This is a genomic window from Thiobacillus sp., from assembly GCF_024708915.1.
On record NZ_JANJXQ010000039.1, the window covers coordinates 1 to 26,446 of the forward strand.

Annotated in this window: 22 protein-coding genes; 12 read left to right on the forward strand and 10 right to left on the reverse strand. The window is 65.7% G+C overall.

Annotation, left to right across the window (positions count from 1 at the left end; translation table 11 throughout):
• The first annotated feature begins 38 nt into the window (after window positions 1-38).
• The 8 genes from ccoN (at window position 39) to Q0L94_RS03100 (ending at window position 5,673) form a co-directional block, all read left to right on the forward strand.
• Entirely contained in the window at window positions 39-1,460 is a 1,422-nt protein-coding gene (gene ccoN / locus Q0L94_RS03065; protein ID WP_296749966.1) for a cytochrome-c oxidase, cbb3-type subunit I, read from the forward strand.
• A 14-nt stretch (window positions 1,461-1,474) separates the two neighbouring features.
• Window positions 1,475-2,077: a cytochrome-c oxidase, cbb3-type subunit II gene (gene ccoO, locus Q0L94_RS03070; protein ID WP_366799140.1), complete on the forward strand. Its 603-nt coding sequence runs from the start codon at window positions 1,475-1,477 to the stop codon at window positions 2,075-2,077.
• A gap of 7 nt (window positions 2,078-2,084) precedes the next feature.
• On the forward strand, window positions 2,085-2,252 hold the full coding sequence (locus Q0L94_RS03075) for a cbb3-type cytochrome c oxidase subunit 3 (protein WP_296749968.1): 168 nt from the start codon (window positions 2,085-2,087) through the stop codon (window positions 2,250-2,252).
• Window positions 2,249-3,169, forward strand: a complete 921-nt coding sequence (gene ccoP, locus Q0L94_RS03080; protein ID WP_296749969.1) for a cytochrome-c oxidase, cbb3-type subunit III — start codon at window positions 2,249-2,251, stop codon at window positions 3,167-3,169. The genes Q0L94_RS03075 and ccoP overlap by 4 nt, the downstream gene beginning before the upstream one ends.
• An 81-nt stretch (window positions 3,170-3,250) precedes the next feature.
• Window positions 3,251-4,675 (forward strand): cytochrome c oxidase accessory protein CcoG, encoded by a 1,425-nt coding sequence (gene ccoG, locus Q0L94_RS03085; RefSeq protein WP_296749970.1) that lies wholly within the window; start codon window positions 3,251-3,253, stop codon window positions 4,673-4,675.
• Between the two features lie 5 nt (window positions 4,676-4,680).
• Window positions 4,681-5,211: a FixH family protein gene (locus Q0L94_RS03090; RefSeq protein ID WP_296749971.1), complete on the forward strand. Its 531-nt coding sequence runs from the start codon at window positions 4,681-4,683 to the stop codon at window positions 5,209-5,211.
• 1 nt (window position 5,212) lies between these two features.
• Window positions 5,213-5,347 carry a DUF3149 domain-containing protein gene (locus tag Q0L94_RS03095; protein ID WP_296749972.1) on the forward strand — a complete coding sequence of 45 codons (135 nt, stop codon included), beginning with the start codon at window positions 5,213-5,215 and terminating at the stop codon, window positions 5,345-5,347.
• Between the two features lie 23 nt (window positions 5,348-5,370).
• Entirely contained in the window at window positions 5,371-5,673 is a 303-nt protein-coding gene (locus tag Q0L94_RS03100; RefSeq protein ID WP_296749973.1) for a hypothetical protein, read from the forward strand.
• Window positions 5,674-5,683: 10 nt separating this feature from the next.
• Here the strand turns inward: Q0L94_RS03100 and hemN are convergent, their stop codons facing one another.
• Window positions 5,684-7,054 (reverse strand): oxygen-independent coproporphyrinogen III oxidase, encoded by a 1,371-nt coding sequence (gene hemN, locus Q0L94_RS03105; RefSeq protein WP_296749974.1) that lies wholly within the window; start codon window positions 7,052-7,054, stop codon window positions 5,684-5,686.
• 174 nt (window positions 7,055-7,228) lie between these two features.
• Here hemN and Q0L94_RS03110 point away from each other — a divergent pair, with 174 nt between their 5' ends.
• From Q0L94_RS03110 to Q0L94_RS03120, 3 genes are read left to right on the forward strand one after another with little or no spacing between them, the layout of a single operon-like run.
• A complete protein-coding gene (locus Q0L94_RS03110; RefSeq protein WP_296749975.1) occupies window positions 7,229-8,041 on the forward strand; it encodes an outer membrane lipoprotein-sorting protein in 813 nt (270 codons plus the stop codon).
• Window positions 8,038-9,483, forward strand: a complete 1,446-nt coding sequence (locus Q0L94_RS03115) for a DUF1302 family protein (RefSeq protein WP_296749976.1) — start codon at window positions 8,038-8,040, stop codon at window positions 9,481-9,483. Before Q0L94_RS03110 ends, Q0L94_RS03115 begins: the two co-directional genes overlap by 4 nt.
• Before the next feature lie 16 nt (window positions 9,484-9,499).
• Window positions 9,500-11,782: an MMPL family transporter gene (locus Q0L94_RS03120; protein WP_296749978.1), complete on the forward strand. Its 2,283-nt coding sequence runs from the start codon at window positions 9,500-9,502 to the stop codon at window positions 11,780-11,782.
• Here Q0L94_RS03120 and Q0L94_RS03125 read toward each other — a convergent pair.
• From Q0L94_RS03125 to Q0L94_RS03150, 6 genes are all read right to left on the reverse strand, one after another.
• Window positions 11,769-12,329 (reverse strand): hypothetical protein, encoded by a 561-nt coding sequence (locus Q0L94_RS03125; RefSeq protein WP_296749980.1) that lies wholly within the window; start codon window positions 12,327-12,329, stop codon window positions 11,769-11,771. The two genes, Q0L94_RS03120 and Q0L94_RS03125, sit on opposite strands and share 14 nt — an antisense overlap.
• A gap of 14 nt (window positions 12,330-12,343) precedes the next feature.
• Window positions 12,344-15,163: a phosphoenolpyruvate carboxylase gene (gene ppc, locus Q0L94_RS03130; protein ID WP_296749982.1), complete on the reverse strand. Its 2,820-nt coding sequence runs from the start codon at window positions 15,161-15,163 to the stop codon at window positions 12,344-12,346.
• 72 nt (window positions 15,164-15,235) lie between these two features.
• Window positions 15,236-19,192 (reverse strand): phosphoribosylformylglycinamidine synthase, encoded by a 3,957-nt coding sequence (gene purL / locus Q0L94_RS03135; RefSeq protein WP_296749983.1) that lies wholly within the window; start codon window positions 19,190-19,192, stop codon window positions 15,236-15,238.
• Between the two features lie 150 nt (window positions 19,193-19,342).
• Window positions 19,343-20,380 (reverse strand): alpha/beta hydrolase, encoded by a 1,038-nt coding sequence (locus tag Q0L94_RS03140; protein ID WP_296749985.1) that lies wholly within the window; start codon window positions 20,378-20,380, stop codon window positions 19,343-19,345.
• Between the two features lie 58 nt (window positions 20,381-20,438).
• Window positions 20,439-20,645: a DUF3330 domain-containing protein gene (locus Q0L94_RS03145; protein ID WP_296749987.1), complete on the reverse strand. Its 207-nt coding sequence runs from the start codon at window positions 20,643-20,645 to the stop codon at window positions 20,439-20,441.
• A 91-nt stretch (window positions 20,646-20,736) separates the two neighbouring features.
• Entirely contained in the window at window positions 20,737-21,534 is a 798-nt protein-coding gene (locus tag Q0L94_RS03150; RefSeq protein ID WP_296749989.1) for a PhnD/SsuA/transferrin family substrate-binding protein, read from the reverse strand.
• 185 nt (window positions 21,535-21,719) lie between these two features.
• Between Q0L94_RS03150 and Q0L94_RS03155 the strand changes: the two genes are divergently transcribed.
• Window positions 21,720-23,132 (forward strand): NAD(P)H-hydrate dehydratase, encoded by a 1,413-nt coding sequence (locus Q0L94_RS03155; RefSeq protein WP_296749990.1) that lies wholly within the window; start codon window positions 21,720-21,722, stop codon window positions 23,130-23,132.
• Here Q0L94_RS03155 and galU read toward each other — a convergent pair whose 3' ends face one another.
• From galU to Q0L94_RS03170, 3 genes are all read right to left on the reverse strand, one after another.
• Window positions 23,133-24,002, reverse strand: a complete 870-nt coding sequence (gene galU / locus Q0L94_RS03160; protein WP_296749992.1) for a UTP--glucose-1-phosphate uridylyltransferase GalU — start codon at window positions 24,000-24,002, stop codon at window positions 23,133-23,135.
• A gap of 25 nt (window positions 24,003-24,027) precedes the next feature.
• Window positions 24,028-26,103, reverse strand: a complete 2,076-nt coding sequence (ligA, locus tag Q0L94_RS03165) for an NAD-dependent DNA ligase LigA (protein ID WP_296749994.1) — start codon at window positions 26,101-26,103, stop codon at window positions 24,028-24,030.
• A partial coding sequence (locus tag Q0L94_RS03170; protein WP_296749996.1) for a cell division protein ZipA C-terminal FtsZ-binding domain-containing protein occupies window positions 26,103-26,446 on the reverse strand: 344 nt, incomplete at its 5' end. The genes Q0L94_RS03170 and ligA, both read right to left, overlap by 1 nt.

The following is a 26,446-nucleotide window of genomic DNA, read 5'->3' on the forward strand; positions in this document are numbered from 1 at the left end:
GCATGTGCTAATCCAGTTATCAATCACGGGAGACGTGTATGGAAGCGACAACCTACAACTATAAGGTCGTCCGCCAGTTCGCCATCATGACGGTGGTGTGGGGGATTGTCGGGATGCTGGTCGGGGTGACCCTGGCGACGCAACTGATCTGGCCGGAATTAACCTATGGGATCGAATGGCTGTCGTATGGCCGCCTGCGTCCGCTGCACACCAACGCCGTCATCTTCGCCTTCGGCGGTTCGGGACTGTTCGCAGTGTCGTACTACATCGTGCAGCGCACCTGCCAGGTACGGCTGTGGGCGGAAAAGCTGGCGGCCTTCACCTTCTGGGGCTGGATGGCGGTGATCGTGCTGGCGGCCATCACCCTGCCGATGGGTTACACCAGCACCAAGGAATACGCCGAGCTGGAATGGCCGATCGACATTCTGATCACGCTGGTATGGGTAGCCTATGCGCTGGTGTTCTTCGGCACCATCGCCAAGCGCAAGACCAAGCATATCTACGTCTCGAACTGGTTCTTCGGCGCCTACATCCTGACCATCGCGATCCTGCATATCGTCAACAACCTGGAACTGCCGGTGACCCTGACCAAGTCCTACTCGCTGTACGCCGGGGTGCAGGATGCGATGGTGCAATGGTGGTACGGCCACAACGCGGTGGGCTTTTTCCTCACCACGGCCTTCCTCGGCATGATGTATTACTTCATCCCCAAGCAGGCCGGCCGCCCGATCTATTCCTACCGCCTGTCGGTCGTCCACTTCTGGTCGCTCAACTTCATCTACATGTGGGCCGGTCCGCACCACCTGCAATACACCGCGCTGCCGGACTGGGCGCAGTCGCTCGGCATGGTGTTCTCGCTGATGCTGCTGGCGCCTTCCTGGGGCGGCATGATGAACGGCATCATGACGCTGTCGGGCGCATGGCACAAACTGCGCACCGACCCGATCCTGAAGTTCCTCGTCACCGCGCTGTCGTTCTACGGCATGTCGACCTTCGAAGGCCCGATGATGGCGATCAAGACGGTGAACGCGCTGTCGCATTACACCGAATGGACTGTCGGCCACGTGCATTCCGGCGCGCTCGGCTGGGTGGCGATGATCACGATCGGCTCGATGTACTACCTGATTCCGCGCCTGTACGGCCGCGAATCGATGTACAGCACCAAGATGATCGAATGGCATTTCTGGCTCTCCACCATCGGCGTGGTGCTGTATATCGCCTCGATGTGGATCGCCGGGGTGGCGCAGGGCCTGATGTGGCGCGCGGCCAACGCCGACGGCACGCTGACCTACAGCTTTGCCCAGGTGCTCAACACCATGTATCCGTTCTACGGCATTCGTCTGCTGGGCGGCGTGCTGTTCTTCAGCGGCATGCTGATGATGGCCTGGAACGTCTGGAAGACCGTGCGCATCGGGCGGGTCGTCAATGACGCCGCCATTCCGCAAGCCGTCCACGCCTAAGGAGACCGAACATGATTTCGCATGAAACTATCGAAAAGAACCTCGGCCTGCTGATCGTGCTGACCATCCTCATCGTCAGCGTCGGCGGCCTGGTGCAGATCGTGCCGCTGTTTTTCCAGACCTCCACCACCACCCCGGTGGCGGGGCTGAAGCCCTACACCGCGCTGCAGCTGTCGGGGCGCGACATCTACATCCGCGAAGGCTGCGTCGGTTGCCATTCGCAGATGATCCGTCCGTTCCGCGCCGAAACCGAACGCTACGGCCACTATTCAGTGGCGGGCGAATTCGTCTACGACCGTCCCTTCCTGTGGGGCTCCAAGCGCACCGGTCCCGACCTGCATCGCGTCGGCGGACGCTATTCCGACGCCTGGCATACGGCTCACCTGATGAATCCGCGCGACGTGGTGCCGGAATCCAACATGCCCGCCTACCCCTGGCTCGACCGTCCGCTGAAGGACGCGGCGATCCAGAAAAAGATGCGCACGCTGAACATCGTCGGCCACGGCTATACCGATCAGGAAATCGCCGCCGCGCCGGCCGCGCTGGAAGGCAAGACCGAACTCGAGGCGCTGATCGCCTACCTGCAGGTGCTGGGCACCCACGCCCCCAGGATCTGAGGCAGCCATGGACAGCGGAACGATCAGCGGCATCGTCACAGTCGTCTTCATCCTGGTGTTCATCGGCATCGTCTGGTGGGCCTACAGCAAAGGCAACAAGCAGCGTTTCGAAGACGCCGGCAAGCTGCCTTTCGGCGAAGACGACTCTCCCACCAAGCAAGGAGACAAGCAATGAGCGATTTCACACACGGCTTCTGGCCGATCTACATCAGCGTCATCACCGTGGTGAGCATTATCGGCACCTGGGTGTTTCTCCGCTCGCAGACCACCCGCAAGCTGGCGCCCGGCGAAAAGCCCGAATTGATGGAGCACACCTGGGACGGCGACCTGCAGGATCTGAACAACCCGCTGCCGCGCTGGTGGCTGGGGCTGTTCTACGGCACCCTGGTGTTTGCGGCGGCCTACCTGCTGCTGTGGCCGGGGCTGGGCAACTTCGCCGGCGTGCTGGGCTGGACCTCCAGCGGCGCGTACGAGGCCGAGGTGAAGGCCGCCGAAGCCAGGTTCCAGCCGGTGTACGCCGGGTTCATGAAGCAGGACATCGCCAGCGTGGCCGCCGATCCGGAGGCGCGTGCCATCGGCAGGAACCTGTTCCTGACCTACTGCTCGCAGTGCCACGGCTCCGATGCGACCGGCGCCAGGGGCTTTCCCAACCTGACCGACCACGACTGGCTCTATGGCGGCGACCCCGATACCATCGTGGCCACCCTCACCGACGGCCGCAACGGGATCATGCCCCCGCTGGGCGAAGCGCTCGGCCCGCAAGGGACGAAGGAAGTGGCCAACCATGTGCTGTCGCTGTCGGGCCGCAAGCACGACGCCGCGCTGGCAGCCGCAGGCAAGGTGAAATTCGCCGAAAACTGCGCCGCCTGCCACATGCCAGACGGCACCGGCATGCAGGCATTGGGCGCGCCCAATCTCACCGACAAGGTGTGGCTGTACGGCGGCAGCGAGGCCGCGATCATCGAGACCATCACCAAGGGCCGCAACGGCGTGATGCCGGCCATGACGCAGACCCTCGGCACCACCTCGAACAAGGAAGCCAAGCTGCACCTGCTGGCGGCCTACGTGTACGGCCTGTCGCAACAGCAGTAAGCAACGGGCGCTCGCCGGAATACTCCGGCGAGCCGCCTGAGCGCATTGTCCCAGTACGCTCAGGCGGCTCAGCCTTAACGGATGAAAGCAGTGACAGACGACAAGCAGCCCGCCCCCGCCGACACGCCGATCGAGCAGCAGCTCTACGCGATCCGGCAAAAAATCCAGCCGCGCATGGTGCATGGCGTGTTCGCCAACTGGCGCATCGCGCTGGTGCTGCTGACCCAGGCGCTGTATTACGGCCTGCCCTGGCTGCAATGGGACAGCCGCCAGGCGGTGCTGTTCGACCTCGCCGCGCGCAAGTTCTACATCTTCGGCCTGGTGTTCTGGCCGCAGGATTTCGTTTATCTCACCGGCCTGTTGATCCTGTCGGCGCTGGCGCTGTTCCTGTTCACCGCGGTGGCTGGACGGCTATGGTGCGGCTACGCCTGCCCGCAGACCGTGTACACGGAAATCTTCATGTGGGTGGAAAACTGGCTGGAAGGCGACCACATCGCGCGCAAGCGGCTCGACCAGTCGCCGTGGAACGCCCGCAAGCTGAAAAAGCGCGGCCTCAAGCACGTCGTGTGGTTTGCACTCGCGCTGTGGACCGGCTTCACCTTCGTCGGCTATTTCACCCCGATCCAGACCTTGGCCGCCGAAGTGGCGAGCATGAGCCTCGGCCCGTGGGAGACGTTCTGGATCCTGTTCTACGGCTTCGCCACCTGGGGCAACGCCGGCTTCATGCGCGAGCAGGTGTGCAAGTACATGTGCCCCTATGCGCGCTTCCAGAGCGTGATGTTCGATTCCGACACGCTGACCGTGACCTACGACAGCTCGATCGGCGAACCGCGCGGGCCGCGCAGCAAGAAGACCGACTACAAGGCGGCCGGGCTGGGCACCTGCGTCGACTGCGAAGTCTGCGTGCAGGTCTGTCCCACCGGCATCGACATCCGCAACGGCCTGCAGTACGAATGCATCGGCTGCGCCGCCTGCATCGACGGCTGCGATCAGATCATGGACAAGATGGGCTACCCGCGCGGACTGATCCGCTACACCACGGAGAACGTGGTGAAAGGCAAATACCCGGATAGCGGCATCCTCCGGCACATCATGCGTCCGCGTACTGTCATCTACACCGTGTTGCTGGCGCTGATCTCCGGCGCCTTCGTCTACAGCCTCGCCACCCGCGTGCCGCTGCGCGTCGACGTGGTGCGCGACCGCGTGGCGCTGTCGAAGGAAACCGACGAGGGCATGATCGAGAACGTCTACCGCCTGCAGCTCATCAACAAGGACGGCCGGCCGCATCGCTACACGATCGGCGCGCAGGGCATCGCCGGCCTGCAGGTAGTGGCCGGTGCGCGCGAAATCGCCGCCGCGCCCCTGCAGACGGTAGACATCCCGGTCAGCCTGATTGCCGATCCTGTTGACCTGAAAGGCCGCTCGATCGAGGTGAGCTTCACGGTACAGGCGATCGACGATCCGCGCATCAAGCAGGTCGTCGCAACCAAATTCTTCAACCGGTGAGCGCCATGACGAACCCTGCCTTGCAGTCCAAACCCTGGTATCGCGAACCCTGGCCCTGGTTTCTCATCAGCCTGCCGGCCAGCGCGGTCGTCGCTGGACTCGCCACCGTGTGGATCGCGGTCACCAGCGCCGACGGCCTGGTGGTCGGCGACTACTACAAGGCCGGGCTGGCCATCAACCAGACGCTGGCGCGCGACGACGCCGCCCGCGCGCTGGCGCTGAGCGCCACCGTGACGAGCGAAAACGGCGTCCTGACGCTGGCATTGGGCGGACGCATGCAGACGTATCCCGAACAATTGACGCTCACCCTGGCGCATCCCACCCGCCAGGGCATGGATCAAATCCTCACCCTCGATCACATCGGCGGCGGCCGCTATCGCGCGGCGCTGCCCCTGCTGCACGCTGGCAAATGGCAGGTCCAGTTGGCCGACCATGAAGCCACCTGGCGCCTGGGCGGCGTGCTGCATATCCCGCTAGACCAGGCCGTCGTGCTGACGGCTTCCGGACCCATCGTTCACCAACCAGAGGGAAACTGAAATGGACGTCGTACTCGATTTGTTGTTTACCAGCCCGATCGGCCTGCTGAGCCTGTTCACCATCCTCTTCATCATCGGCATGGCGATCTACCTGCTGAGCTGGTACAAGCGCAAGATGAACAGCCCGGAAGAATGACCGGCCGCCACGAGGAGCACGCCATGCTGAAGCGTATGATCCACATACTGTGGCCGTCCTTTCTCGTTGCCGGGGTGGCCGACATTGCCTTCGCCACCCTGTTCGACCCGCTGGAAATCCTCTATCGCGGCGAGGCGCTGTTCGATCAGCGCATCGCCGCCTACACCGTCGGGTTTTTCGTATTCTGGCTGCTGGGCATCGCTTCCAGCGCCATGACCTGCTACTTCCAGCGCAGCGCCGACGAGATCAACCGCTGCCCGCTGCCGCCCCGCAGCCGGCCCGAGGGCTGCCCCAAGCGCGACGACGGCAGCGGCGGCTGCCGCTGACGGCTGCCGCTCAGGCCGTGCGTGAATAGCGCGGCTTTTCGCCGGTGGCCTGCTTCAGGTAGCGGTCGAAGCACATGCCGATGTTGCGCAGGAACAGGCGGCCGCTGGGAGTGACGCTGATCCTGTCGGCGGCGATCGTCACCAGCCCGTCGTCCGCCAGCGGGCACAGCTCGGCCAGCGCGTCGGCGAAATAGTCGGTGAAGGCGATGCCCCATTCGCTGCCGAAGGCGGCGAATTCGAGTTCCAGATCGCACATCACGCGGGTGATGGCATCGCGCCGGATCTGGTCGTCGCGGCTGAGCTTGAGGCCGCGCTCGACCGCCAACCCGGTCGCCGCGATGCGCTCCTCGTAGCGCTTGAGGTTCTTTTCGTTCTGCATGTACACGTCCGCCGTCTGGCTGATGCCGGACACGCCGAAGGCGAGGATGTCGCAGTCCTTGTGCGTGGTGTAGCCCTGGAAATTGCGCCACAGCGTCTTGTTCCGCTGCGCGCGCACCAGTTCGTCCTCGGGGCGGGCAAAGTGATCGAAGCCGATGTTGACGTAACCCGCCGCCCCCAGCGCCTCGTTCACCGCCTGATGCAGGCCCAGGCGCATCGCGGAATCCGGCAGATCGGCTTCCTGAATCAGGTTCTGGTGCTTTTTCAGCCATGGCACGTGGGCATAGGAAAACACTGCAAGGCGGTCGGGCGCCCACGCCACCACCTGTTCCAGGGTGCGGGAGAAACTCGCCGCGGTCTGCTTCGGCAGCCCTACGATCAGATCCAGGTTGATGCTGGAGAAGCCCAGTTCGCGCGACCAGTCGAGCACCTGCTGGACCAGGGCCGCGGACTGGATGCGGTTGACCGCCTGCTGCACCGCCGGGTCCATGTCCTGCACGCCGAACGACAGGCGGTTGAAGCCGGATTCGCGCAGCGCCTCAAGGTGCGCGCGGGTCAGTTCGCGCGGATCGACCTCGCAGCTGATTTCGGCATCCGGGGCGAGGGTGAAATGCTGGCGCATCGTCGCCATCAGGCGGCGGATGTCGCCGGGATTGAGATAGGTGGGCGTGCCGCCGCCCCAGTGCAACTGGCGCGCCACCCGCGTCGGGTCGATCTGTTGCGCGGTGCGCGCCATTTCCTGATCGAGATAGGCCAGATAGGGCTGGGTCTTGCTGTAGTCGCGCGTCGCCACCATATTGCAGCCGCAGTAGTAGCAGAGCGAATCGCAAAACGGAATATGGGCATACAGCGAGAGGCCGCGATCCGCCGCCGGCGCGGTCAGCGCCGCGGCCCAGTCCGCCTCGCCGAAATCGGTGCGGAAATAGGGCGCGGTCGGGTACGACGTGTAGCGCGGGCCAGCCACGCTGTATTTCTGCAGCAGTTCCAGTGTCGTCGACGTCATCTTGGCATCCTTAATAGGGGACTTTGTTGTCCTTTTATCATAGGCAAACCCTGAAATCCAGCGCAGCGCCGGAGCCCGCGCCCCTGCCGGGGCGGTCGGTGCCAGCCCGGTTTTGCGGTAAAGTTCGGGGCTGGCGATCCGTTGGTCATAAGGTATCACGTGCGCGTAAAACCCATGGCACCTCCAAGCCCCCTGCTGAACTTCATCCGTTTCCTGATGCTGACGCTGCTGCTCGGCGGCGCCGCCGCGCATGCGGACGAGGCCTCGGACCTCGCGCAGAAAGTCCATGACCGCCCCAACGGCCGCGACCTCACCACGCTCGGCCGCATGGTGCTCACCGAGAAAGGCCGCGCGCCGCGCATCCGCGAACTCGTCACCTACCGTCTCGACAAGCCGGGCGGTGAAACCGCCAACCTGATCCGCTTTCTCGATCCCGAAGACATCGCGGGAACCGGTCTTCTCAGCATCGACAAGACCGACGGCAATACCGACCAGTGGCTGTACCTGCCGGCGCTCGACCGGGTGCGGCGCATTTCCAGCGACCGCAAGGGCGGGCGCTTTGTCGGCTCCGACCTGTATTTCGAGGATCTGCAGGAACGCAAGCCGTCCAGGGATCGCCACCGCCTGCTCGGCAAGCAGACCGAAAACGGCATCCTGTGCGAGGTGCTCGAAAGCGTGCCGCTGGACGCCGGCGATTCGGTGTACCGGAAGCGCATCAGCTGGATCGACCCCGCCACCGCGATCCCGCAACGGGTGGATTATTTCGAAAAGGACGCCGGCACCCCCGGCAAACGCTGGCTGTTGCGCAGCAAAAAACGCAACCAGGGCTACTGGACGATCACCGACAGCCGCATGATCGATCTGACCAGCGGCCACGAAACCCGCCTGGTGGTCGACGCCGCGCTGTACGACCAGAAACTGCCCGCCAAACTCTTCACTTCGCAAGCCCTCGCCGACGAAAGCCTGGAATCGGAATATCGCCCATGAAAAAGCTGCTGCTGACCCTGAGCCTGTCGCTCGCCGCCCTGCCCGTTTGCGCCGCCGACGAGCTGCCGCCGCCGCGCGCCATCTCTGCCCAGGACACGGCGGACGACCTGCCGCCGCCGCGCACCTCCACGCGCAAACCGCGCGGACTTGAGCCTGCCGTCCCGGCCGAGACCGCAACGCAAGCCGCTACCGCCGATAATCTGCCGCCGCCCAGCGCGCGCAGCCGCAAGCCGCTGACGCGCGGTTTCCAGCCCACGTTCAAGGCTGGCATCGACGATCTGCTGCTGGAAGCCGGCGGCCTGCCCGACGCACCGGAAGCCGATAGCTATTCCACCCTGCGCGCCAGCGCCTACGTGCTGTGGCAGCCCAGCCGCAACTGGGAATTCCGCGCCGGCGCCCGGCTCGACGGCATGGCGCAAGCCGGCGGCCGCGCCGATCACGACGAGATGCTGGCCGACTACGGCGACACCTATGTGCGCTACCGCAACGGCGACACCCGCCTGACTTTCGGTGCGCAAACCATCATCTGGGGCCGCGCCGACGAAATCCCGCTGGCCGACCGCGTCAGCCGCGCCGACCTGACGCGCTTCGTACTGGACGATCTGCCCGACCGTCGCCGCGCGCAACTGGCCGCGCGCTGGGAGCAGACTTTCGGCGAATACAAGCTGGACGCAGTCTGGCTGCCGCTGTTCCGCGCCGCGCAATTGCCGGACGCCGCCAGTATCTGGAGTCCGGTCAACCGCACCAGCCGCCAGATCATCGGCATCGATCCCGCGCTCACCCCCTGGCTGGATACCGCACGCATCGACGAGGACGAACACGGCAGCGGCGGCGGCGCCCTGCGCCTGACCAGGACCGGCAGCGCGCTCGATTTCGGCATGACGCTGGCGCGCACCCGGCAGTCGCTGCCGTACTACCGGCTCGATCTGCCCGCCTCCACGCTCACCGCGGTGCATCCGTTCAACACCTTCGTCGGCGCCGATGTCGAACTGGTGCGCGGCGGCCTCACCTGGCGCATGGAAGCCGGCTACACCGACAACGTGCCGGTGACCCTGGCCACCACCGCGCTGGACACGACGCATTCGCTCGACTGGATCGGCGCGCTGGAATTCTTCCCCGGCGGGGCGGACACCCGCGTCAACCTGCAGCTGGTGGCGCACGCGCTGCAGACCGACCGCAGCATCCTCGAACTGAAGGAGTATTACGGCGCCAACGGCGAAATCGAGACCCGCTTCGGCCAGGGCCGCTGGAAAGCCGGGATGCGCTTTGCCGCCGGCTTCAACGTGAACGATGTCTATCTCAGCCCCAAGCTCAGCTACGTCGGCTGGGAGCCGCACGAGATCTACGTCGCCGCCCACTACTTCGACGGCGAAGCGCGCACCCTGGGCGGCTTCCACCAGGACCATTCGCTGATCACGCTGGGGCTGCGCAGCAAATTCTGATCGCCCCGACGCCCTCATGCTGAAACCCTGGCTCAACGGCAGCCGCATGCTGCCACCCTGGCTGGCGCTGGCGATCCTGCTCGGCATCCAGCTGGCGGCGCTGCCGTTTCTGCTGAAGCTGCATTTCAACAACGCGCCGGACATCTATTCGCCGCCGGATTCGCCCACCATCCAGCTGCGCGAATCGCTGTTCAGGGAATTCCCCAACGACGAAGCCGTCATCGCCCTGTTCGAAGGCGACGCGCTCTACGCCCCGGCGTTTCTCGCCGCGCTCGACCGCGCCGCGCAAAAAATGGCGGCGCATCCGGCGGTCGACCGGGTGCTGACGCTGACCACGGTGGAGCACATCGACACCACCGACGACGGCTTTGCCGTATCGCCGCTGATCGACCCCGGCAATCTGAGTTCGCGCACGCCGGCGCAATGGCAGGCCCGCGTGCTGAGCGACAGCCTCGCGCCGGGACTGCTCGCCTCGCGCGATGGCCGTGCGGTCGCCCTGGTGGTGCGCCCCAAAATCCTGAAAGAAAGCCTGGCCCGCCGCGATATCCAGATCGCGCTCGACGCCGCCATCGCTGCCGAGAAACTCACGCCCTATCACACCGCCACCGCCGGCACGGTGGCGCAGACGGTCGAGGAGCTGCGTTCGCTGTGGCGCGACAGCGCCATCTTCATCCCGCTGACCTTCGTCATCGGCATGGCATTGCTGTGGTGGGTGGTGGGGCGGGCGCGCCCGATGGTGGTGGGCGGCCTGGCCATGGGCACGGTCGTGTCGGCCAGCGTCGCCGGACTGGTGCTGTCCGGCCAGCCCTACACCCCGATCACCGCGATGATCCCCACCCTGATGGCGGCCTACACCACGGCCACGCTGCTGCATTTGTATGCCGCGATCCAGCGCGCCCGCATCGCACTGCTGCCGCGGCCGCAACGCATCGCGCGCGCGCTGAAGGAAACCTTCATCCCCGGCCTGTTCAATGTGCTGACCACCGGCGCGGGCATGCTGAGCCTGCTGTGGGTGGAGATTCCTCCGGTTCAGGCCTTCGGCCTGGCGGGCGCGATCGGCACCCTCATCGTGTTTCTGGTGGTATTCATCCTGGTACCGCCGATCCTGCTGAAATGGGATACGCCACGCTGGCCGCGCCGCCGTTCCGGCATGGCGCACGCACGCCGCATCGCGGCAGCCGTGGCGGTGTTCAGCCTGCGGCACGCCAAAGCCGTGCTGACGTCCGCCGCGCTGCTGGTGCTGGCGGCCATCCCGCTGGTGATGCAGGTCAAGGTCGAATCCAACATCATCGAGTTTTTCGCGCCCGACCACAGCATCAGCCGCAGCACCGCCAGGGTGGAAAGCAAGCTCTCCGGCGTCACCGGGCTGGAAATCGTCCTCACCGGCGCGGCCCGCGACAGCCTGAAGGATCCGGTGACGCTGGCGCAGATCAAGGCGCTGCAAACCTGGCTGGAACAGCAGCCGGAAGTCGACCGCAGCTTCTCCCTGATCAACGTTCTGGAGGAAATGAACCGCGCCCTCAGCGGCGAGGATCTGGGGCCGAATGCGCTGCCGGCCAGCCGCAAGCTGGTCGAACAGCTGCTGCTGATCTACGACGGCGAGGATTTGTACGAGCTGGTCAACCGCGAGTTCCAGCGTGGCCGCATCCCGATGAGCCTCAACGTGCACGGCGCCAACGAAATCGGCCAGGTGATCGACAGGGTGCGCGCGCGCGTTGCCGCGCAGCCGATCGCGGGCGTGGAAATCGAGCTCGCGGGGTACGGGCGGCTGTTCTCGGACCAGGAAGACCGCATCGTCGACGGCCAGGTCAAGAGCTTCGCCTCGGCCTTCCTGCAGATTCTGCTGCTGATGGCGCTGCTGTTCCGCTCGTTCCGCGGCGCGCTGATCTGCTTGGTGCCCAACCTGGCGCCGCTGTTCTTCATTTTCGTGGTGATGGGAACGACGGGGATTTCGCTCGACGTCGCCACCGTTCTGATCGCCGGCGTCATCCTCGGCATCACGGTGGACGACACCATCCATCTGTATCACGGCTACCTGCACCGCATCCGCCGCGGCGTCAGCCCGGTGTTCGCCATCATCCGCAGCGTGGAAGCCTCGGGGCGCGCGGTGATCGCCATTTCGGTGGTGTTGATTTCGCAGTTCAGCCTGCTGGGGCTGTCCGACTTCCGCCCCACCGCCCACTTCGGCATGCTGTGCGCGGTCGGCCTGTTCGCCGGCCAGGTGTTCGAACTGCTGCTGATGCCCGCATTGCTCGGCCTGAAACTGCCGAGGCCGCGGCAAGCCGTTACGGCACGGTGAGCCTGAGCGCGCCGAATTCGTCGTTGAACAATCCCACTTCGTCGCCCGAGGCAAACTGCCAGCCTTCCAGGTGGCCGAAGTCGGTGCTGGACCTGGGTTCCAGCTTGAGTTCGAAGCGCTGCGCCAGGGACAAGGTCGGATTGCGCACGGCGAGGACCACGGTCAGATAGCGGTCGCTGGTGTTTTCGATCACCGCCACCAGGCCCTTGCCCAGCATCGACGAACGGAAACCGATCACCACCGGCAGCGCGGGCTTGGCCGCCACCGCCGTCTGGATGTCGGTTTCCTTGTAGGCAAGCTGCGCCTTGAGCTGTTCGATTTCACGCAGGCTGTCGGTCAACTGGTTGCGCGTTTCGACCAGGTAGCGCTCGGCTTGCTGGCGGGTTTCGCTTTCCTTCGACAGCCGCCGCTTCACATCGCCCAGATCGACATTCAGCATGAAGGCATACAGCGCCAGGCCGCATACCAGCAACACCAGCACGACATTCACGCCGATGGAAACAACCAGCCCGCGCCGCTTCGGTCGTGTCGGAGAGGATGCGGGCATATCCTTATCCATGCTCAGCCGGTGTTGCGCATCCCGGAGGCGATCGCATTGATCGAGCGCATCAGCGGCGTCAGCCAGCTATCCTGTTCGGATTCCCACACGCTCTCCGAGCGATAACGTTTCAGCAGGCGCACCTGAATGTGGTTGATGGGATCGATGTAGGGGCGGCGGCGCGAAAGCGACAACGCCAGAGTCGGGTTGTCTTCCAGCAGGGTCTCGATCTGCGCGACCTGCTTGACCCGCTCCACCGTAAGCGCGAACTCGTCGGCAATGGCGCGATAGATTGCCATGGTGTCGGGGTGGTCGCACAGGCGCGCGTATTCCTCGGAAATTTCCATGTCGGCCTTGGTCAGCGCCATCTGCACGTTGGACAGCAGGCCGCGGAAGAACGGCCATTCGCGGTACATGATCCGCAGCTGATCGAGTCCCGCCGGAGCGGACCCGATGAAATCTTTCAGCGCAGTTCCGATTCCGTACCAGGCAGGCAAGGTATGGCGCGACTGGGCCCAGCCGAACACCCACGGAATGGCGCGGATCGATCCGAGCGAGCGGTCGGCCTTCTTGCGGTGCGACGGCCGGCTGCCCATGTTGAGCAGGCCGATTTCGGTGACCGGCGTGGTCTCGTAGAAATAATCGATGAAGCCCGGCATGCCGATCAGCGCGCGGTAGCTTTTCTCGCCGTTGGCGGCGATCTGGCTCATTCCGTCGAGGTATTCCTGCGGATAGCGCACATCGATCTGCGCAAGCGCGGTCGTACTGGCCTTGAGCAGTCCGGTGACGCCCATGCCGATCTCGTAGTTGGCGGTTTCCGGGTTACTGTATTTGTAATACAGCATCTCGCCCTGCTCGGTGAACTTGATCTCGCCGTTCACCGTGCCCGGCGGCTGCGACAGGATCGCCTCGTGGGTCGGTCCGCCGCCGCGGCCCACCGTGCCGCCGCGGCCATGAAACAGCCGGCATTCGACGCCGTAGCGCTGGGTCAGCGCGATGATCGACAGCTGCGCCTGATACAGATTCCAGTTCGATGCCAGAATGCCGCCGTCCTTGCACGAGTCCGAATAGCCCAGCATGACTTCCTGGTGGTTGCCGTTGGCGGTAACCAGCGCGCGGTAGACCTGATTCGACAGCAGCTGGTCGAGGATGGCCTGGCTGCGCTGCAGGTCGTCCACCGTCTCGAACAGCGGCGCCACCTGGATGCGGCAGAACCATTCGCGCCCATTGTGGCCGCACAGGCCGACCAGCCGCGCCAGCAGCATCACTTCCATCACGTGGGATGCGCTGTGCGTCATCGAAATCACGTAGGTGCCGAAGACCACGTCGCCCACTTCGGCCTGCAGCTTGACCATGCGCCGGAACACCGCCAGCGCTTCGCGCGCCTCGTCGTCCAGCACGCCGTCCTCCACCTCGATCGGATCGATATGGCCGACCCAGGCGGCCAGGCGCTGCAGCTGCTCGTCCTCGTTCGCAGCCAGGTAATCGAAATCGGGATCGAGCTGCCGCAACAGCGCCGCCACCGTGCGCGTATGCACGGTCGACTCCTGGCGGATGTCGAGCTGCAGCAGGTGAAAACCGAAACTTTCGACCAGCCGGATCAGCGCCTGCAGATCCTGCGTGGCGATGATGCGGTCGCCATGGCTGATCAGCGAGTCACGCACCAGGCAGAGGTCGGCGAGGAAAGCGGCGGCGTTCTCGTACGCCAGCTGCGAAGTGAAGCTCGGCACGCCGGCCAGACACTGGTGGACGTAGGACAGGTTGGCGTCGAGCCGCGCCAGCATCATCGCCGCCATGCGGCGGTAGGGCTCGCGGCTGTAAATCTGCACCGCGGTACCGCGGAACACCTGCTCGCCGAACTCGGCCTCGTATTCCGACAGGCGTTCCAGGAACCGGGCGGAAGGCGTGCACCAGTCGCTGCTGTGGGTCAGCGTCTGGCGCAGTTCCAGCACCCGCGCACGGTATTCTTCGAGGGCGGCCTGCATCTGCCTGTGCACCGTCCATTCGGTGACATCCGCGGTCACGAACGGGTTGCCGTCGCGGTCGCCGCCGATCCACGAGCCGAAACGGATGAAGCTCGGCACGCGGATGGCGGCGGTGCCGTCGGCATTCACACCGTAATGCTTGCGCAGCGCCTTCTCGAAGAAGGAATACGCCTTCGGCACCGCCTCGAACAGGCTTTCCCGCACATAGTAGAGACCGTTGCGCACTTCGTCGCGCACCTCGAGCTTGGCGTTGCGCAGTTCGTCGGTACGCCACCCCACCTGGATCTCGGCGGCCAGTTGCGCTTCCTGTTCGCGGCGGTCGTTCACCCCCAGGGCGGGGTTGTACAGTTCGTCGCAAATCAGGAATATCCGGCGCATGCCTTCCATCACCGCACGGCGGCGCGCCTCGGTGGGATGCGCGGTGAATACCGGCGCGTAGTGCAGACGGTTGACCATCTCCTGCAGCGTGCCGGCCGGCATATCCTGCGCCTTGAGATCCGCCAGGGTGCGGTCGAACGAGCCTTCCCACAGCCGCATGCCGTGCGACAGCATGCGGCGGCGGTTGCGGTGGGCAAAGCTTTCTTCCGCCACATTGACCAGCTTGAAATAGCCGGCGAAGGCACGCACCACCAGCTCCACCTTGGCGGCGGGCATGGCGTCGATCATCGCCATCAACTCGGTGCGGCGCTGCTGGTCCTCCTGCTGGTGCAATTCGGCGAAACCGCGGCGCAGAGTTTCCACTGCATCGAACACGTCTTCGCCGGCAAACTGCAGCAACACCTGGCCGAGCAAGGTGCCCAGCAGCTTGACCTGCGCGCGCAGGTGGTCATCCGTCAGCAGATTTTCGGGTGCATTCATGGCTGGAGAATTGAGCCCGGCGCAGCGGGATTCATGCGACAAAGCCGGTTATTTTCGCATAGACGGCGCGCATCACCCAAGCGCGCGCCGCGCGTTGCGGAACAGCCGCAGCCATGGGGCGGCCCCGCTCATGCCGTCCGGTTTCCACGACAGCTGCGCGGCGCGGAACACGCGTTCCGGATGCGGCATCAGAATGCCGAAGCGGCCGTCCGCGGTGGTGAAGCCGGTCAGCCCGCCGGCCGAACCGTTGGGGTTGGCCGGATAGGCCGCGGCCGGCGCCCCCCGGTGATCGACGTAGCGCAGCGTGGGATGCGCCTGCGCGGCATGCGCCGGGTCGCGGAACTGCACCCGGCCTTCGCCGTGCGACACCACGATCGGCATCACCGAACCCGCCATGCCGGCGAAAAAAATCGACGGCGAGGCCAGCACCTCGACCTGCGCGAAACGCGCCTCGAACTGCTCCGACAGGTTGCGTTCGAAACGCGGCCAGGCGTCCGCGCCCGGTATCAGGTCGTGCAGCTGGCTCATCATCTGGCAGCCGTTGCATACGCCGAGCGCGAAGGTGTCGCCACGCCCGAAAAACGCCGCGAACTGGTCGCGCGCACGCGGATTGAACAGGATCGACTTGGCCCAGCCGCCACCCGCACCCAGCACGTCGCCGTAGCTGAAGCCGCCGCACGCGGCGAGGCCGCTGAAATCGCCGAGGCTGACCCGACCGGACAGGATGTCGCTCATGTGGACGTCGATCGCAGCAAAGCCGGCAGCATCGAACGCTGCAGCCATCTCGACCTGGCCGTTGACGCCCTGTTCGCGCAGCACCGCCACCCGCGGCCGCTTGCCGCTGGCAACGAAGGGCGCGGCGACATCCTCATTCACGTCGAAGCTCGGCGCATGGCGCAGGCCGGGGTCCGCAGCGTCGGCATGGGTTGCAAACTCCTGCTCGGCACAGGCCGGATTGTCGCGCAGCTTCGCCATTTCGTAGCTGGTGCGCGCCCACGCGCTTTGCAGATCGCTGCGCGCCTCGTCGAGGATTACCCGTTCGCGGCGCAGCACCCGCACGCGGTCGCTCGCATCGGGCTGGCCGACGATGTGGAACTCGCCGCGCAGGCCGGCATCGAAGAAAGCCTGCATCACCGCCCGGGTATCGGCGCGGCGTACCTGCAGCAGCGCGCCGGCCTCCTCGCTGAACAGCACGTTGAAGACGCGTTCGGAGTAGCCGCGCGGATCCTGCATGTCCGGCTCGGGCACGCCTTCATCCTCGGCGTCGAGACGGATCTTTTCCGAGCACAGCTCGTCGACGTCGATCGCCACGCCGCAGTGGCCGGCGAAGGCCATTTCACACAAAGCTGCGAACAGGCCGCCGTCGGAACGGTCATGGTAGGCGAGCAGCATGCCTGCCGTATTGAGCGCCTGTACGGTGTCGAAAAAAGCCTTGAGTGCATCGGCGGCCGGCGCGTCCGGGCAACGCTCGCCCACCTGCTTGTAGGCCTGTGCGAAGCTCGACGCGCCGAGACGGTTCTTGCCCCGCCCCAGGTCGAGCAGGACGAGATCGCTCTCGCCGGCATCGGTACGCAGTTGCGGCGTCAGATGCTGCGTCGCGTCGGGGGTGGTGGCGAAGGCCGAGATCACCAGCGAAATCGGCGAGGTCACAGCCTTTTTCTCGCCGTCGGTTTCCCACACGGTTTTCATGCTCATCGAATCCTTGCCGACCGGGATCGAGACGCCGAGCGCCTGGCTGTATGCCGAAACCGCCGCCACGGTATCGAACAGCGCGGCATCCTCGCCCGGATGGCCGGCCGGGGCCATCCAGTTGGCCGACAGTTTGACGCTGCCCAGACCATCGACACGTGCGGCAGCCAGGTTGGTGATCGCCTCGGCGATCGCCATGCGTCCCGACGCCGGTGCATCGATCAGGGCCAGCGGCGCTTTCTCGCCGATCGAGAAGGCCTCGCCCAGCGTGGTCTGGTAACCCGCCAGGGTGATCGCGCAGTCGGCAACGGGAATCTGCCACGGCCCCACGCACTGGTCGCGCGCAGTCAGCCCGCCGACGCTGCGGTCGCCGATGGCAATCAGGAACATCTTCGACGCCACCCCCGGCATCGCCAGCACGCGGTAAGCGGCATCCTTCAGATCGATTCCGTCGAGCACCAGCGGCGCCGGCACGGCGGGCTGATGCGCGACCTCTCGCGTCATCTTCGGCGGCTTGCCGAGGATGACGTCGAGGCTGACGTCCACCGGCGCATTCTGGAAATGGCTGTCGGTCACCAGCAGGTGACTGTCTTCGGTGGCTTCGCCCAACACCGCAAACGGGCAGCGCTCGCGCTCGCACATCGCGCGGAATTCGTCGAGGCGCTGCGGCGGGATCGCCAGCACGTAGCGCTCCTGCGCCTCGTTGCACCAGATTTCGCGCGGCGACATGCCGGACTCTTCCGACGGCGCGGCGCGCAGCTCGAAGCGGCCGCCGCGGCCGCCGCCGTGCACCAGTTCCGGCAATGCGTTCGACAGGCCGCCGGCGCCGACGTCGTGGATCGACAGGATCGGGTTGTTGTCGCCGAGCTGCCAGCAGCGGTCGATGACCTCCTGCGCGCGCCGCTCCATCTCGGGGTTGCCGCGCTGCACCGAATCGAAGTCGAGGTCGGCGGCGTTGGCGCCGGTGTCCATCGACGATGCGGCGCCGCCGCCCAGCCCGATCAGCATGCCGGGGCCGCCCAGCTGGATCAGCAGCGTGCCGGCCGGCAGCATTTTCTTCTCCACGTGGTCGGCGCGGATGCTGCCAACGCCGCCTGCCAGCATGATGGGCTTGTGGTAGCCGCGCCGCTGCCCTGCCACGGTCTCCTCGAAGGTGCGGAAATAGCCCGCCAGATTGGGGCGGCCGAATTCGTTGTTGAACGCTGCCGCGCCGATCGGGCCTTCGAGCATGATCGCGAGCGGGGTGACGATGCGCCCGGGCTTGCCGTAGGCGCCGGCTTCCCATGGCTGTTCGTAGCCCGGAATATTGAGATTGGACACCGAGAACCCGCACAGCCCGGCCTTCGGCTTGGAGCCGACACCGGTCGCGCCCTCGTCGCGGATTTCACCGCCGCTGCCGGTGGCGGCGCCCGGGAAGGGCGAGATCGCGGTCGGATGGTTGTGCGTCTCCACCTTCATCAGCACGTGGGTCAGTTCGCTGCTGTAGGCGTAGCTGCCGTCGGCGCGCGGGTAGAAGCGGTCGATCTGCGCCCCCTCGATGACCGAGGAGTTGTCCGAGTACGCCACCACCGTGCCTGCGGGGTGCGCGGCATGGGTGTCGCGGATCATGCCGAACAGCGATTTCGTCTGTTCCGCACCATCGATTACCCAACTGGCGTTGAAGATCTTGTGGCGGCAGTGCTCGGAGTTGGCCTGCGCGAACATCATCAGTTCGACGTCGGTGGGATTGCGCCCGATACGGCTGAAGTTGTCGACCAGATAATCGAGTTCGTCGTCCGACAGTGCCAGGCCGAGACTGCGGTTGGCTTCGGCAAGCGCGGCACGGCCGCCGGCCATGACATCGACTGCGCTCAATTCGCGCGGCGGCACGTGCTGGAACAGCGCCTGCGCGGCTTCCAGCGACGTCATCACGGTTTCCGTCATGCGGTCGTGCAACAGCGGCAGCAGCAGCGTCAGCGCCTGTCCCGAAAGCGCGGCGCCCTGCGGATCGCACAGGCGATAGGCCACCCCGCGCTCGATGCGGCGCAGCTGGGCCAGGCCGCTGTTCCTGAGAATATCCGTCGCCTTGGACGACCATGGCGAAATCGTGCCCGGACGCGGCGTGACCAGCACTTGCATATCGTTCGCCGCCGGGCTGTCGGCGGGGGTGCCGTAATCCAGCGTTTTGTCGAGCTGCCGCGCGGCAGCGGCGTCCAGTTCGGCGTCCAGCTCCAGAAAATGCCAATGGCGTGCCGTCAACTCGCCCAGCGCAACGCCCAACCGGGCGGCCTCCTGGCGAATTTTATCGATGCGGAAAGACGACAGCGCGGCACTGCCGGGGAGCGATACGATGGAAGACATGAGCGCCTTTGCGAACAGGGCAAAGGCGCTATTTTAGCCGATTGGAACGCTCGACCGGACGGGCTGACCCGCCCTGCATCTGAATCCGCGGACTTGCGTCGGTGCCGTTCGCCGCTGGCCCCGGATCGCTCGCGCCGGCGAGGCGCGCCCTCAGTCCAGGAAGCCCGTGAGCGCCTCGATGTAGTCGTCCCAGGCCTCGAACTGCGGGATGTGACCGATGCCCTCAAGCTCAACGAGGCGACTGTCGGGAAACGCTTTGGCGGCGGCGCGGCCGAGGGATTCGTACAGCCCCATCGTCTTGGCCACTTCGGGCGCGACCAGGTTCTTGCCCAGCGCAGTGCGGTCGCGCAGGCCGATGATGAGCAGCGTGGGGGCCGTAACCTGGTCAAATTCGTAGAGCACGGGCTGGGTGAAGACCATGTCGTAGGTGAGGGCAGAGACCCAGGCGAGCTGCTCGCGGTCGGCGCTCTCGCTCCATCCCATCTGGATGTCGGCGAGCTTGTCGTATTCGGGCTTCCACTTGCCGTCGAAGTAGCTCGCCTTCATGTATTCGCGTACACCGCCGGGGGTCTGCCTGAGCTCGTTTCGATACCAGGTCTGCACATCGACGTAGGGTACCTTGCGCTTCCAGTCTTCCAGGCCAATCGGGTTCACCAGCACGAGTTTGTCGGTGCGATCGGGGAACATCAGCACGAAGCGTGTGGCGAGCATACCGCCCATCGAGTGGCCCACGACGGCCGCCTTGTGAACGCCGATTGCGTCGAGCAGCGCCGCCGTGTTGTGCGCGAGCGCCTGGAACGTGAACTGGTAGCGGGTTGGCTTCGCCGACTTGCCGAAGCCGATCTGGTCGGGTACCACCACGCGGTAGCCCCGCTTGCTCAGCGCGTCGATGGTCCTGGCCCACGAGGCGCCCGAGAAATTCTTCCCGTGCATGAGCAGCACCGTTTTGCCGTTGGCCTCGCCCGCGGGCGCCACGTCCATGTAGGCCATCTCCAGCACTTGGCGCTGCGACTCGAACGCGAAGGTCTTCACCGCATACGGATAGGCATACAGCGAGAGGCGGGCGTCGAACTGCGCAGGCGCCGCCTTGTCGGCGGGCATCGGCGCCGCGCGGCGTTCGGGCCCGGCTGGCCCGGTGGAAGCGCAGGCAGTGAGCAGCAAGGCGAGACCGTAGAACACGTATTTCATATTTTTTCCGCTGGGTGAGGGCGCGGTACCGGCGCCCGGGCGCCGACGTTGACGCCTGTTAGCGGCGAATCCGGGTCTGTTTCTGCCAGGTTTCGAGGCAGTCGAGCCCGCAAAAATGATGGACGTAATCCTGTGTATCCGTCAGTTTGACCGCATCGGCGGGAATTTCCTTCAAACAGACTTCGCAGTTGAAAACCGTACAACGGTCTTCGTCGGTGCATTGCGCCACCAAAGCGCCGGCCGGGGTGCGATGACGGGTATCCATGCGCATTCCAGAAAGTTTCGCAACGCTTTTCAGTATATGCCGCCGCGGACATCCCGCAAGCCGGCCGGAGCGGTCCGCACGGCTGCGTGCGTCAGTACCCGGCCTCGCGGATTGCCTGCTTGATCAACTGGTAATCCGCCTGTTTGTCGATCACGAACCCCGTCACCTTGCTGTGGATGGTTTTTTGCAGGGACTGGATGACCTCCGGGCTGAGCGCAGCGGCGGCCCTGCCCAGTTTGTCCTGCTCGGCTGCGGAGAAACGATCACTCGCCATCAGGGTGAAATCCGGGGTTGTGGGCAGGGCAAACCAGGTCTCGAACCCGCCTCTGGCAACCAGTTCGTCGGCCAGCTTGCTGCGCAGGCTGCCGGCCTGGGCAAAATCGCGCTGCATCGCCAGCACCACCTCCTCCTGGGTTTTCAGATTGAGGATCTGCGCTGCTTCCTGCTTGTTGTGCTTGAGCGTGTGGCGCGCCATCACGTCGAGCCAGGATTCCTTTTCGGTCAGCGCCACCGTCGTCACCGCGGCGCCCTTGCGGCGCACCAGAATGCCGGTGGCCTGGTCGCGCACCCGTGCCACCGGCGAGTAGCGGTGATCCAGCGCGGCCACTGCCACCGACGGCGGCACAAAATACAGATCCAGCCGGCCGCCCGCCATGGAGCGGGTGATGCTTTTGATGCTGCGGAACAGGGTAAGCCCCGGTTTCGCGTCCATGGCCGCGCCAAGAGCCTGGGCAAAGGGCATCGCCCAGGCGCGGAAATCCCCCATGATCACGTCCGCCTTGCCGGTGCCCGGATAGATGCCTATGTTCAGTTCCATCCTGGCTGCATGTGCCGCCAGCGGCAGCGCGGGAAGCAGTGCCAGAGCGGCCAGAAAGTGTCGTCGTTGCATTTTCGTTCTCCGTTTTCCGGGCCGGGCGCGCGGTTGAACATCAACGGCATTGCGGACGCTTCGCTGGAGACCCGCCGGCATAGTCATTTTTTACCATTCCGCCGCAACGGGAACGGCTCGCGCGATCGCGCCGCCGCCGGGATTATGATGTCCGCTGCATCCCGACTCGATTCCCCCGCCCGCCCATGCCCACCGCTCCCCGTTCCCTCGTCTCTCCGCCGCTGTTCGCGGCCGCCGACATCCGCATCATCGACCGGCATTGGGCGGACACCCACCCCGAAACCTCGTTGATGGAGCGGGCGGGCGCGGCTGCCGCCGAACTGGCGGGCACGCTGGCCAGCGAATCGGGCGCCCCCGTGCTGATCCTGGCCGGCCCCGGCAACAATGGCGGCGACGCCCTGGTCGCCGCGCGCCTGCTAGCACTTCAGGGATTTCGCGTGCGCGTCGTCAGCCGCGCCGACCCCGCGCACCTGCCGGCGGACGCCGCGCGTGCCTGGGCCGCCTGGCGCGAAAGCGGCGGCGCGATCCTGGCGGACATCCCGCCGGCGCAGCGATACAGTCTCGTCGTCGACGGCCTGTTCGGCGTGGGGCTGCAACGCGACATCTGCGGCGAGGATGCACGCTGGATCGCGCAGGCCAACGGCCTGGACTGCCCGAAACTGGCGCTCGACGTGCCGAGCGGCCTCGACAGCGACAGCGGCCGGATTCGCGGCTGCGCCCTGCGCGCCGACCACACCCTCACCTTCCTCGGACTCAAGCCCGGCCTCCTCACCGCCGATGGCCCCGACCACGCCGGCGAATTGCATCTCGACACGCTCGGCGTCGATCCGGCCATCCTCCCCGCCACCCCGGGCGTCGCACTGACGCAGCTGGAAACCCGCCACCGCCTGCCTGCGCGCGCGCGCAACAGCCACAAAGGCCTGTTTGGCCATGTCGGCATCATCGGCGGCGCCCCCGGCATGGTGGGCGCCTGTCTGATCGCCGGGCGCGCCGCGCTGCGGCAGGGCGCCGGCATGGCGACGCTGGGGCTTCTGGACGAGCGCGTCGCGGTCGATTACGGCGAGCCGCGGCTGATGTTTGCCGTGCCGGAAAAACTGGCGGATGCGCAGTTGAACGGGCTGGCAGTCGGTCCCGGGCTGGGGCAGAGCCCGCGCGCGCATGCCTTGCTGGAAACCGCTCTGGCGGCGCCCTGCCCGCTGCTGCTGGATGCCGACGCGCTGAATCTGCTGACCGGCGATGCCGCATTGGTCGGGCAGCTTGGCCGCCGCACCCACCCGACCCTGCTCACCCCGCACCCCGGCGAGGCTGCGCGCCTGCTCGGCGTATCCAGCGGCGACATCCAGGCGGACCGGGTCGGGGCGGCGCAACGGCTGTGCGCGCAATTCCACGCGCACATCGTGCTGAAAGGGGCGGGCAGCGTGATCGCCCATCCCGGCGGCCGCTACGCCATCAACACCAGCGGCGGCCCCTGGCTGGCGCAGGCGGGTTCGGGCGACCGTCTGACCGGCATGGCCGCCGCGCTGCTGGGCCAGGGAATGGCTGCGGGGGATGCGCTGGAAGCCGCCGTCTGGCTGCACGGCGGCGGTGCGGCGTCCTGATCAGCAGACGTGGTTTTTCAGGTACGCCGCGAAGTCGTCGCTGACTTCGCTGTGCTTCAGCGCATATTCCACCGTGGCCTGCAGATAACCGAGCTTGCTGCCGCAGTCGTAGCGGATGCCATCGAAGTTATAGGCCAACACCTGCTGTTCTTTCAGCAACGCGGCGATGGCGTCGGTGAGTTGCAATTCGCCGCCGGCGCCGGGTTTGAGGTGCTGGATGTGATGGAAGATGCGCGGGGTGAGGATGTAGCGCCCGACCACGCCGAGATTGGACGGCGCGTCTTCCGGCTTGGGTTTTTCGATAATGGCGTTCACCCGCGACACGCGCTCGGCCATGAGCGTCGCGTCGACGATGCCGTAGGACGCGGTTTCCGAAGGGGCGACCTGCTGCACGCCGAGCACCGAGCACTGGTAATACTCGTATTGGTCGACCATCTGCTTCATCACCGCCGGACTGCCGTCGATCAGGTCGTCGGCGAGGATGACGGCGAAGGGTTCGTTGCCGATCACCGGCTGCGCGCACAGCACGGCATGGCCGAGACCCAGCGCTTCGGCCTGGCGGATGTAGATGAAGTTGACGCCGGCCGGGCGGATCGACTGCACCAGTTCCAGATCGCGATTCTTGCCGCGCGCGGCCAGTTCGGTTTCCAGTTCGTAGGCCTTGTCGAAGTGGTCTTCGACGGTGCGCTTGGTGCGGCTGCTGATGAAAATGATGTCGGTGATGCCGGCGTCCATCGCCTCCTCGACCGCATACTGGATCAGCGGCTTGTCGACGATGGGCAGCATTTCCTTGGGGCTGGCCTTGGTGGCCGGCAGAAAACGGGTGCCCAGGCCGGCAACCGGAAATACGGCTTTTTTTACTTTTTGCATGTCGCTTCCCTGTCTGTCCTTTGGTTCAAAAATCCAGAACGTGCTGCTCGTTATTGTTGTTCGCCGCCAGCAAGGCCAGCAGCCCGGCCTCGTCGAGGACGGCCACGCCGAGTTCCTGCGCCTTCGCCAGTTTGCTGCCGGCCTCAAGACCTGCCACCACGTAGTCGGTTTTCTTCGACACCGACCCCGCCACCTTGCCGCCTGCCGCCTCGATCTTTTCCCTGGCGGCGTCGCGCGTCAGCGTCGGCAGCGTGCCGGTCAGCACCAGCGTCTTGCCGGCCAGTATGCCCGCCGATTGTTGCAAGCCGGTGGATTCCGGCCAGCGCACCCCCGCGGCGCGCAGCTTGTCGACCACCTCAAGGTTATGCGGTTCGGCAAAAAACTGGATGACCGACTGCGCCACGATCGGCCCGATGTCGCGCACCTTCAGCAAATCGGCCTCGCTCGCGGCAATCAGCCGGTCCAGCGAACCGAAATGCCGCGCCAGATCCTTGGCCGTGGTTTCCCCGACATTACGGATGCCCAGCGCGAAAATAAAGCGCGCCAGCGTGGCGGCCTTGCTGGCCTCGATCACCGCGATGAGGTTGGCCGCCGATTTCCCGGCCATGCGCTCGAGCCCGGCAAGCGTTTCCAGATTGAGTCCATACACGTCGGCAGGCGTATGCACCAGGCCACGCTCGACCAGCTGGTCGACCAGCTTATCGCCCAGCCCGTCGATATCCATCGCGCGGCGGCCGGCAAAATGCAGCAGCGCCTGCTTGCGCTGCGCCGGGCAATACAGGCCGCCGGTGCAGCGTACCGCCGCCTCGCCCTCCAGCCGCACCACGTGCGAGCCGCATTCAGGACAGACCGGATAGCTTTGCAGAATGCTGAAGCGCGGCGGTGCGGGCTGGGGCCGCCGCTCGACCACCGTCGCGACGACTTCGGGAATGACGTCGCCGGCGCGCCGCACGATCACGGTATCGCCGACGCGCACATCCTTGCGGTCGATTTCATCCTGGTTGTGCAGGGTGGCGTTGGTCACCGTCACGCCGCCGACGAACACCGGAGCGAGCCGCGCCACCGGCGTCAGCGCGCCGGTGCGGCCGACCTGCACCGCGATGCCGAGCACCGTGGTCAGCTGTTCCTGCGCCGGGAATTTGTGCGCCACCGCCCAGCGCGGCTCGCGCGTGACGAAACCCAGCTCGCGTTGCAGGTCCAGGCGGTTGACCTTGTACACCACGCCGTCGATGTCGAACGGCAACTGATCGCGGCGGGCGGCGACATCGTCGTGGAAGGCGACCAGCGCCGCCGCGCCCAGCCCGGCGATGCGCTCGCCGCACACCGGCACGCCCAGTTCAGCCAGTGCGTCGAGCGTGGCGCTGTGGGTGGGCGGCAGCGGCCAGCCCTGCGTCTCGCCCAGCCCATAGGCAAAAAACGACAGCGGCCGCTGTGCGGCCATTGCCGGATCGAGCTGGCGAATGCTGCCCGCCGCGCCGTTGCGCGGATTGACCAGGGTGGGCTTGCCGGCCTCCCGCTGCTTCGCGTTGTAGTGCTCGAAGTCGTCGCGCCGCATGAACGCCTCGCCACGCACTTCCAGCACGACGGGCGGCGCAGCGGTATTCAGGCGCAGCGGGATGGCATGCACCGTGAGGATGTTCTGTGTGACGTCCTCGCCGGTTTCGCCGTCGCCGCGGGTGGCGGCCTGCACCAGCACACCGAACTCGTAGCGCAGGTTGATGGCGAGGCCGTCGAACTTCAGTTCGGCCGCGTATTCGACTGGCGGGTCGCTCTCGTCCAGCCCCAATTCGCGCCGCACCCGCGCGTCGAAAGCGTGTGCGCCGCTCGCTTCGGTGTCGGTCTCGGTGCGGATCGACAGCATTGGCACCACATGGCGCACCGGCGCGAAACCATCCAGCGGCTTGCCGCCTACGCGCCGGGTCGGCGAATCGGGGGTGGCGAGTTCGGGGTGTTCGGCTTCGAGCGCCTGCAGTTCGCGGAACAGCCGGTCGTACTCCGCATCGGGAATGATGGGGGCATCAAGAACGTAATAGGCGTAATCATGGCGCTCGATTTCCTGACGCAGCGCCGCCGCGCGCGCCGGCACATCGGGTGCCGGCATCAGGAAAACAGACGCAGCGCCCGCCGTGAGCCGGATGGCACGCCGCGCGCTTCCATACGTTCGTAGATCTGCGTGAGCTGAGTGCGGATTTTCTCGATGCCGCTGTCGGTCAGCGGACGCAGGTTGTCGTCCACCAGGATGCCGCCGACTTCGCTGGCAAGCTTGCGGCCGAACGCCACCATGCCGTCGAATACCTTGAGTCCATCCGGTACGCGCGGCACGTCGAATTGCAGGGTCACCCCCTGCGAGGTTTGCCCTTCCATCACGGTGGAATTGAAAGGCTCGGCATCGTGGTTGCACAGCGCATAGAGCGGCTCGCCACGGCTGTCGAGCAGCTGGAATA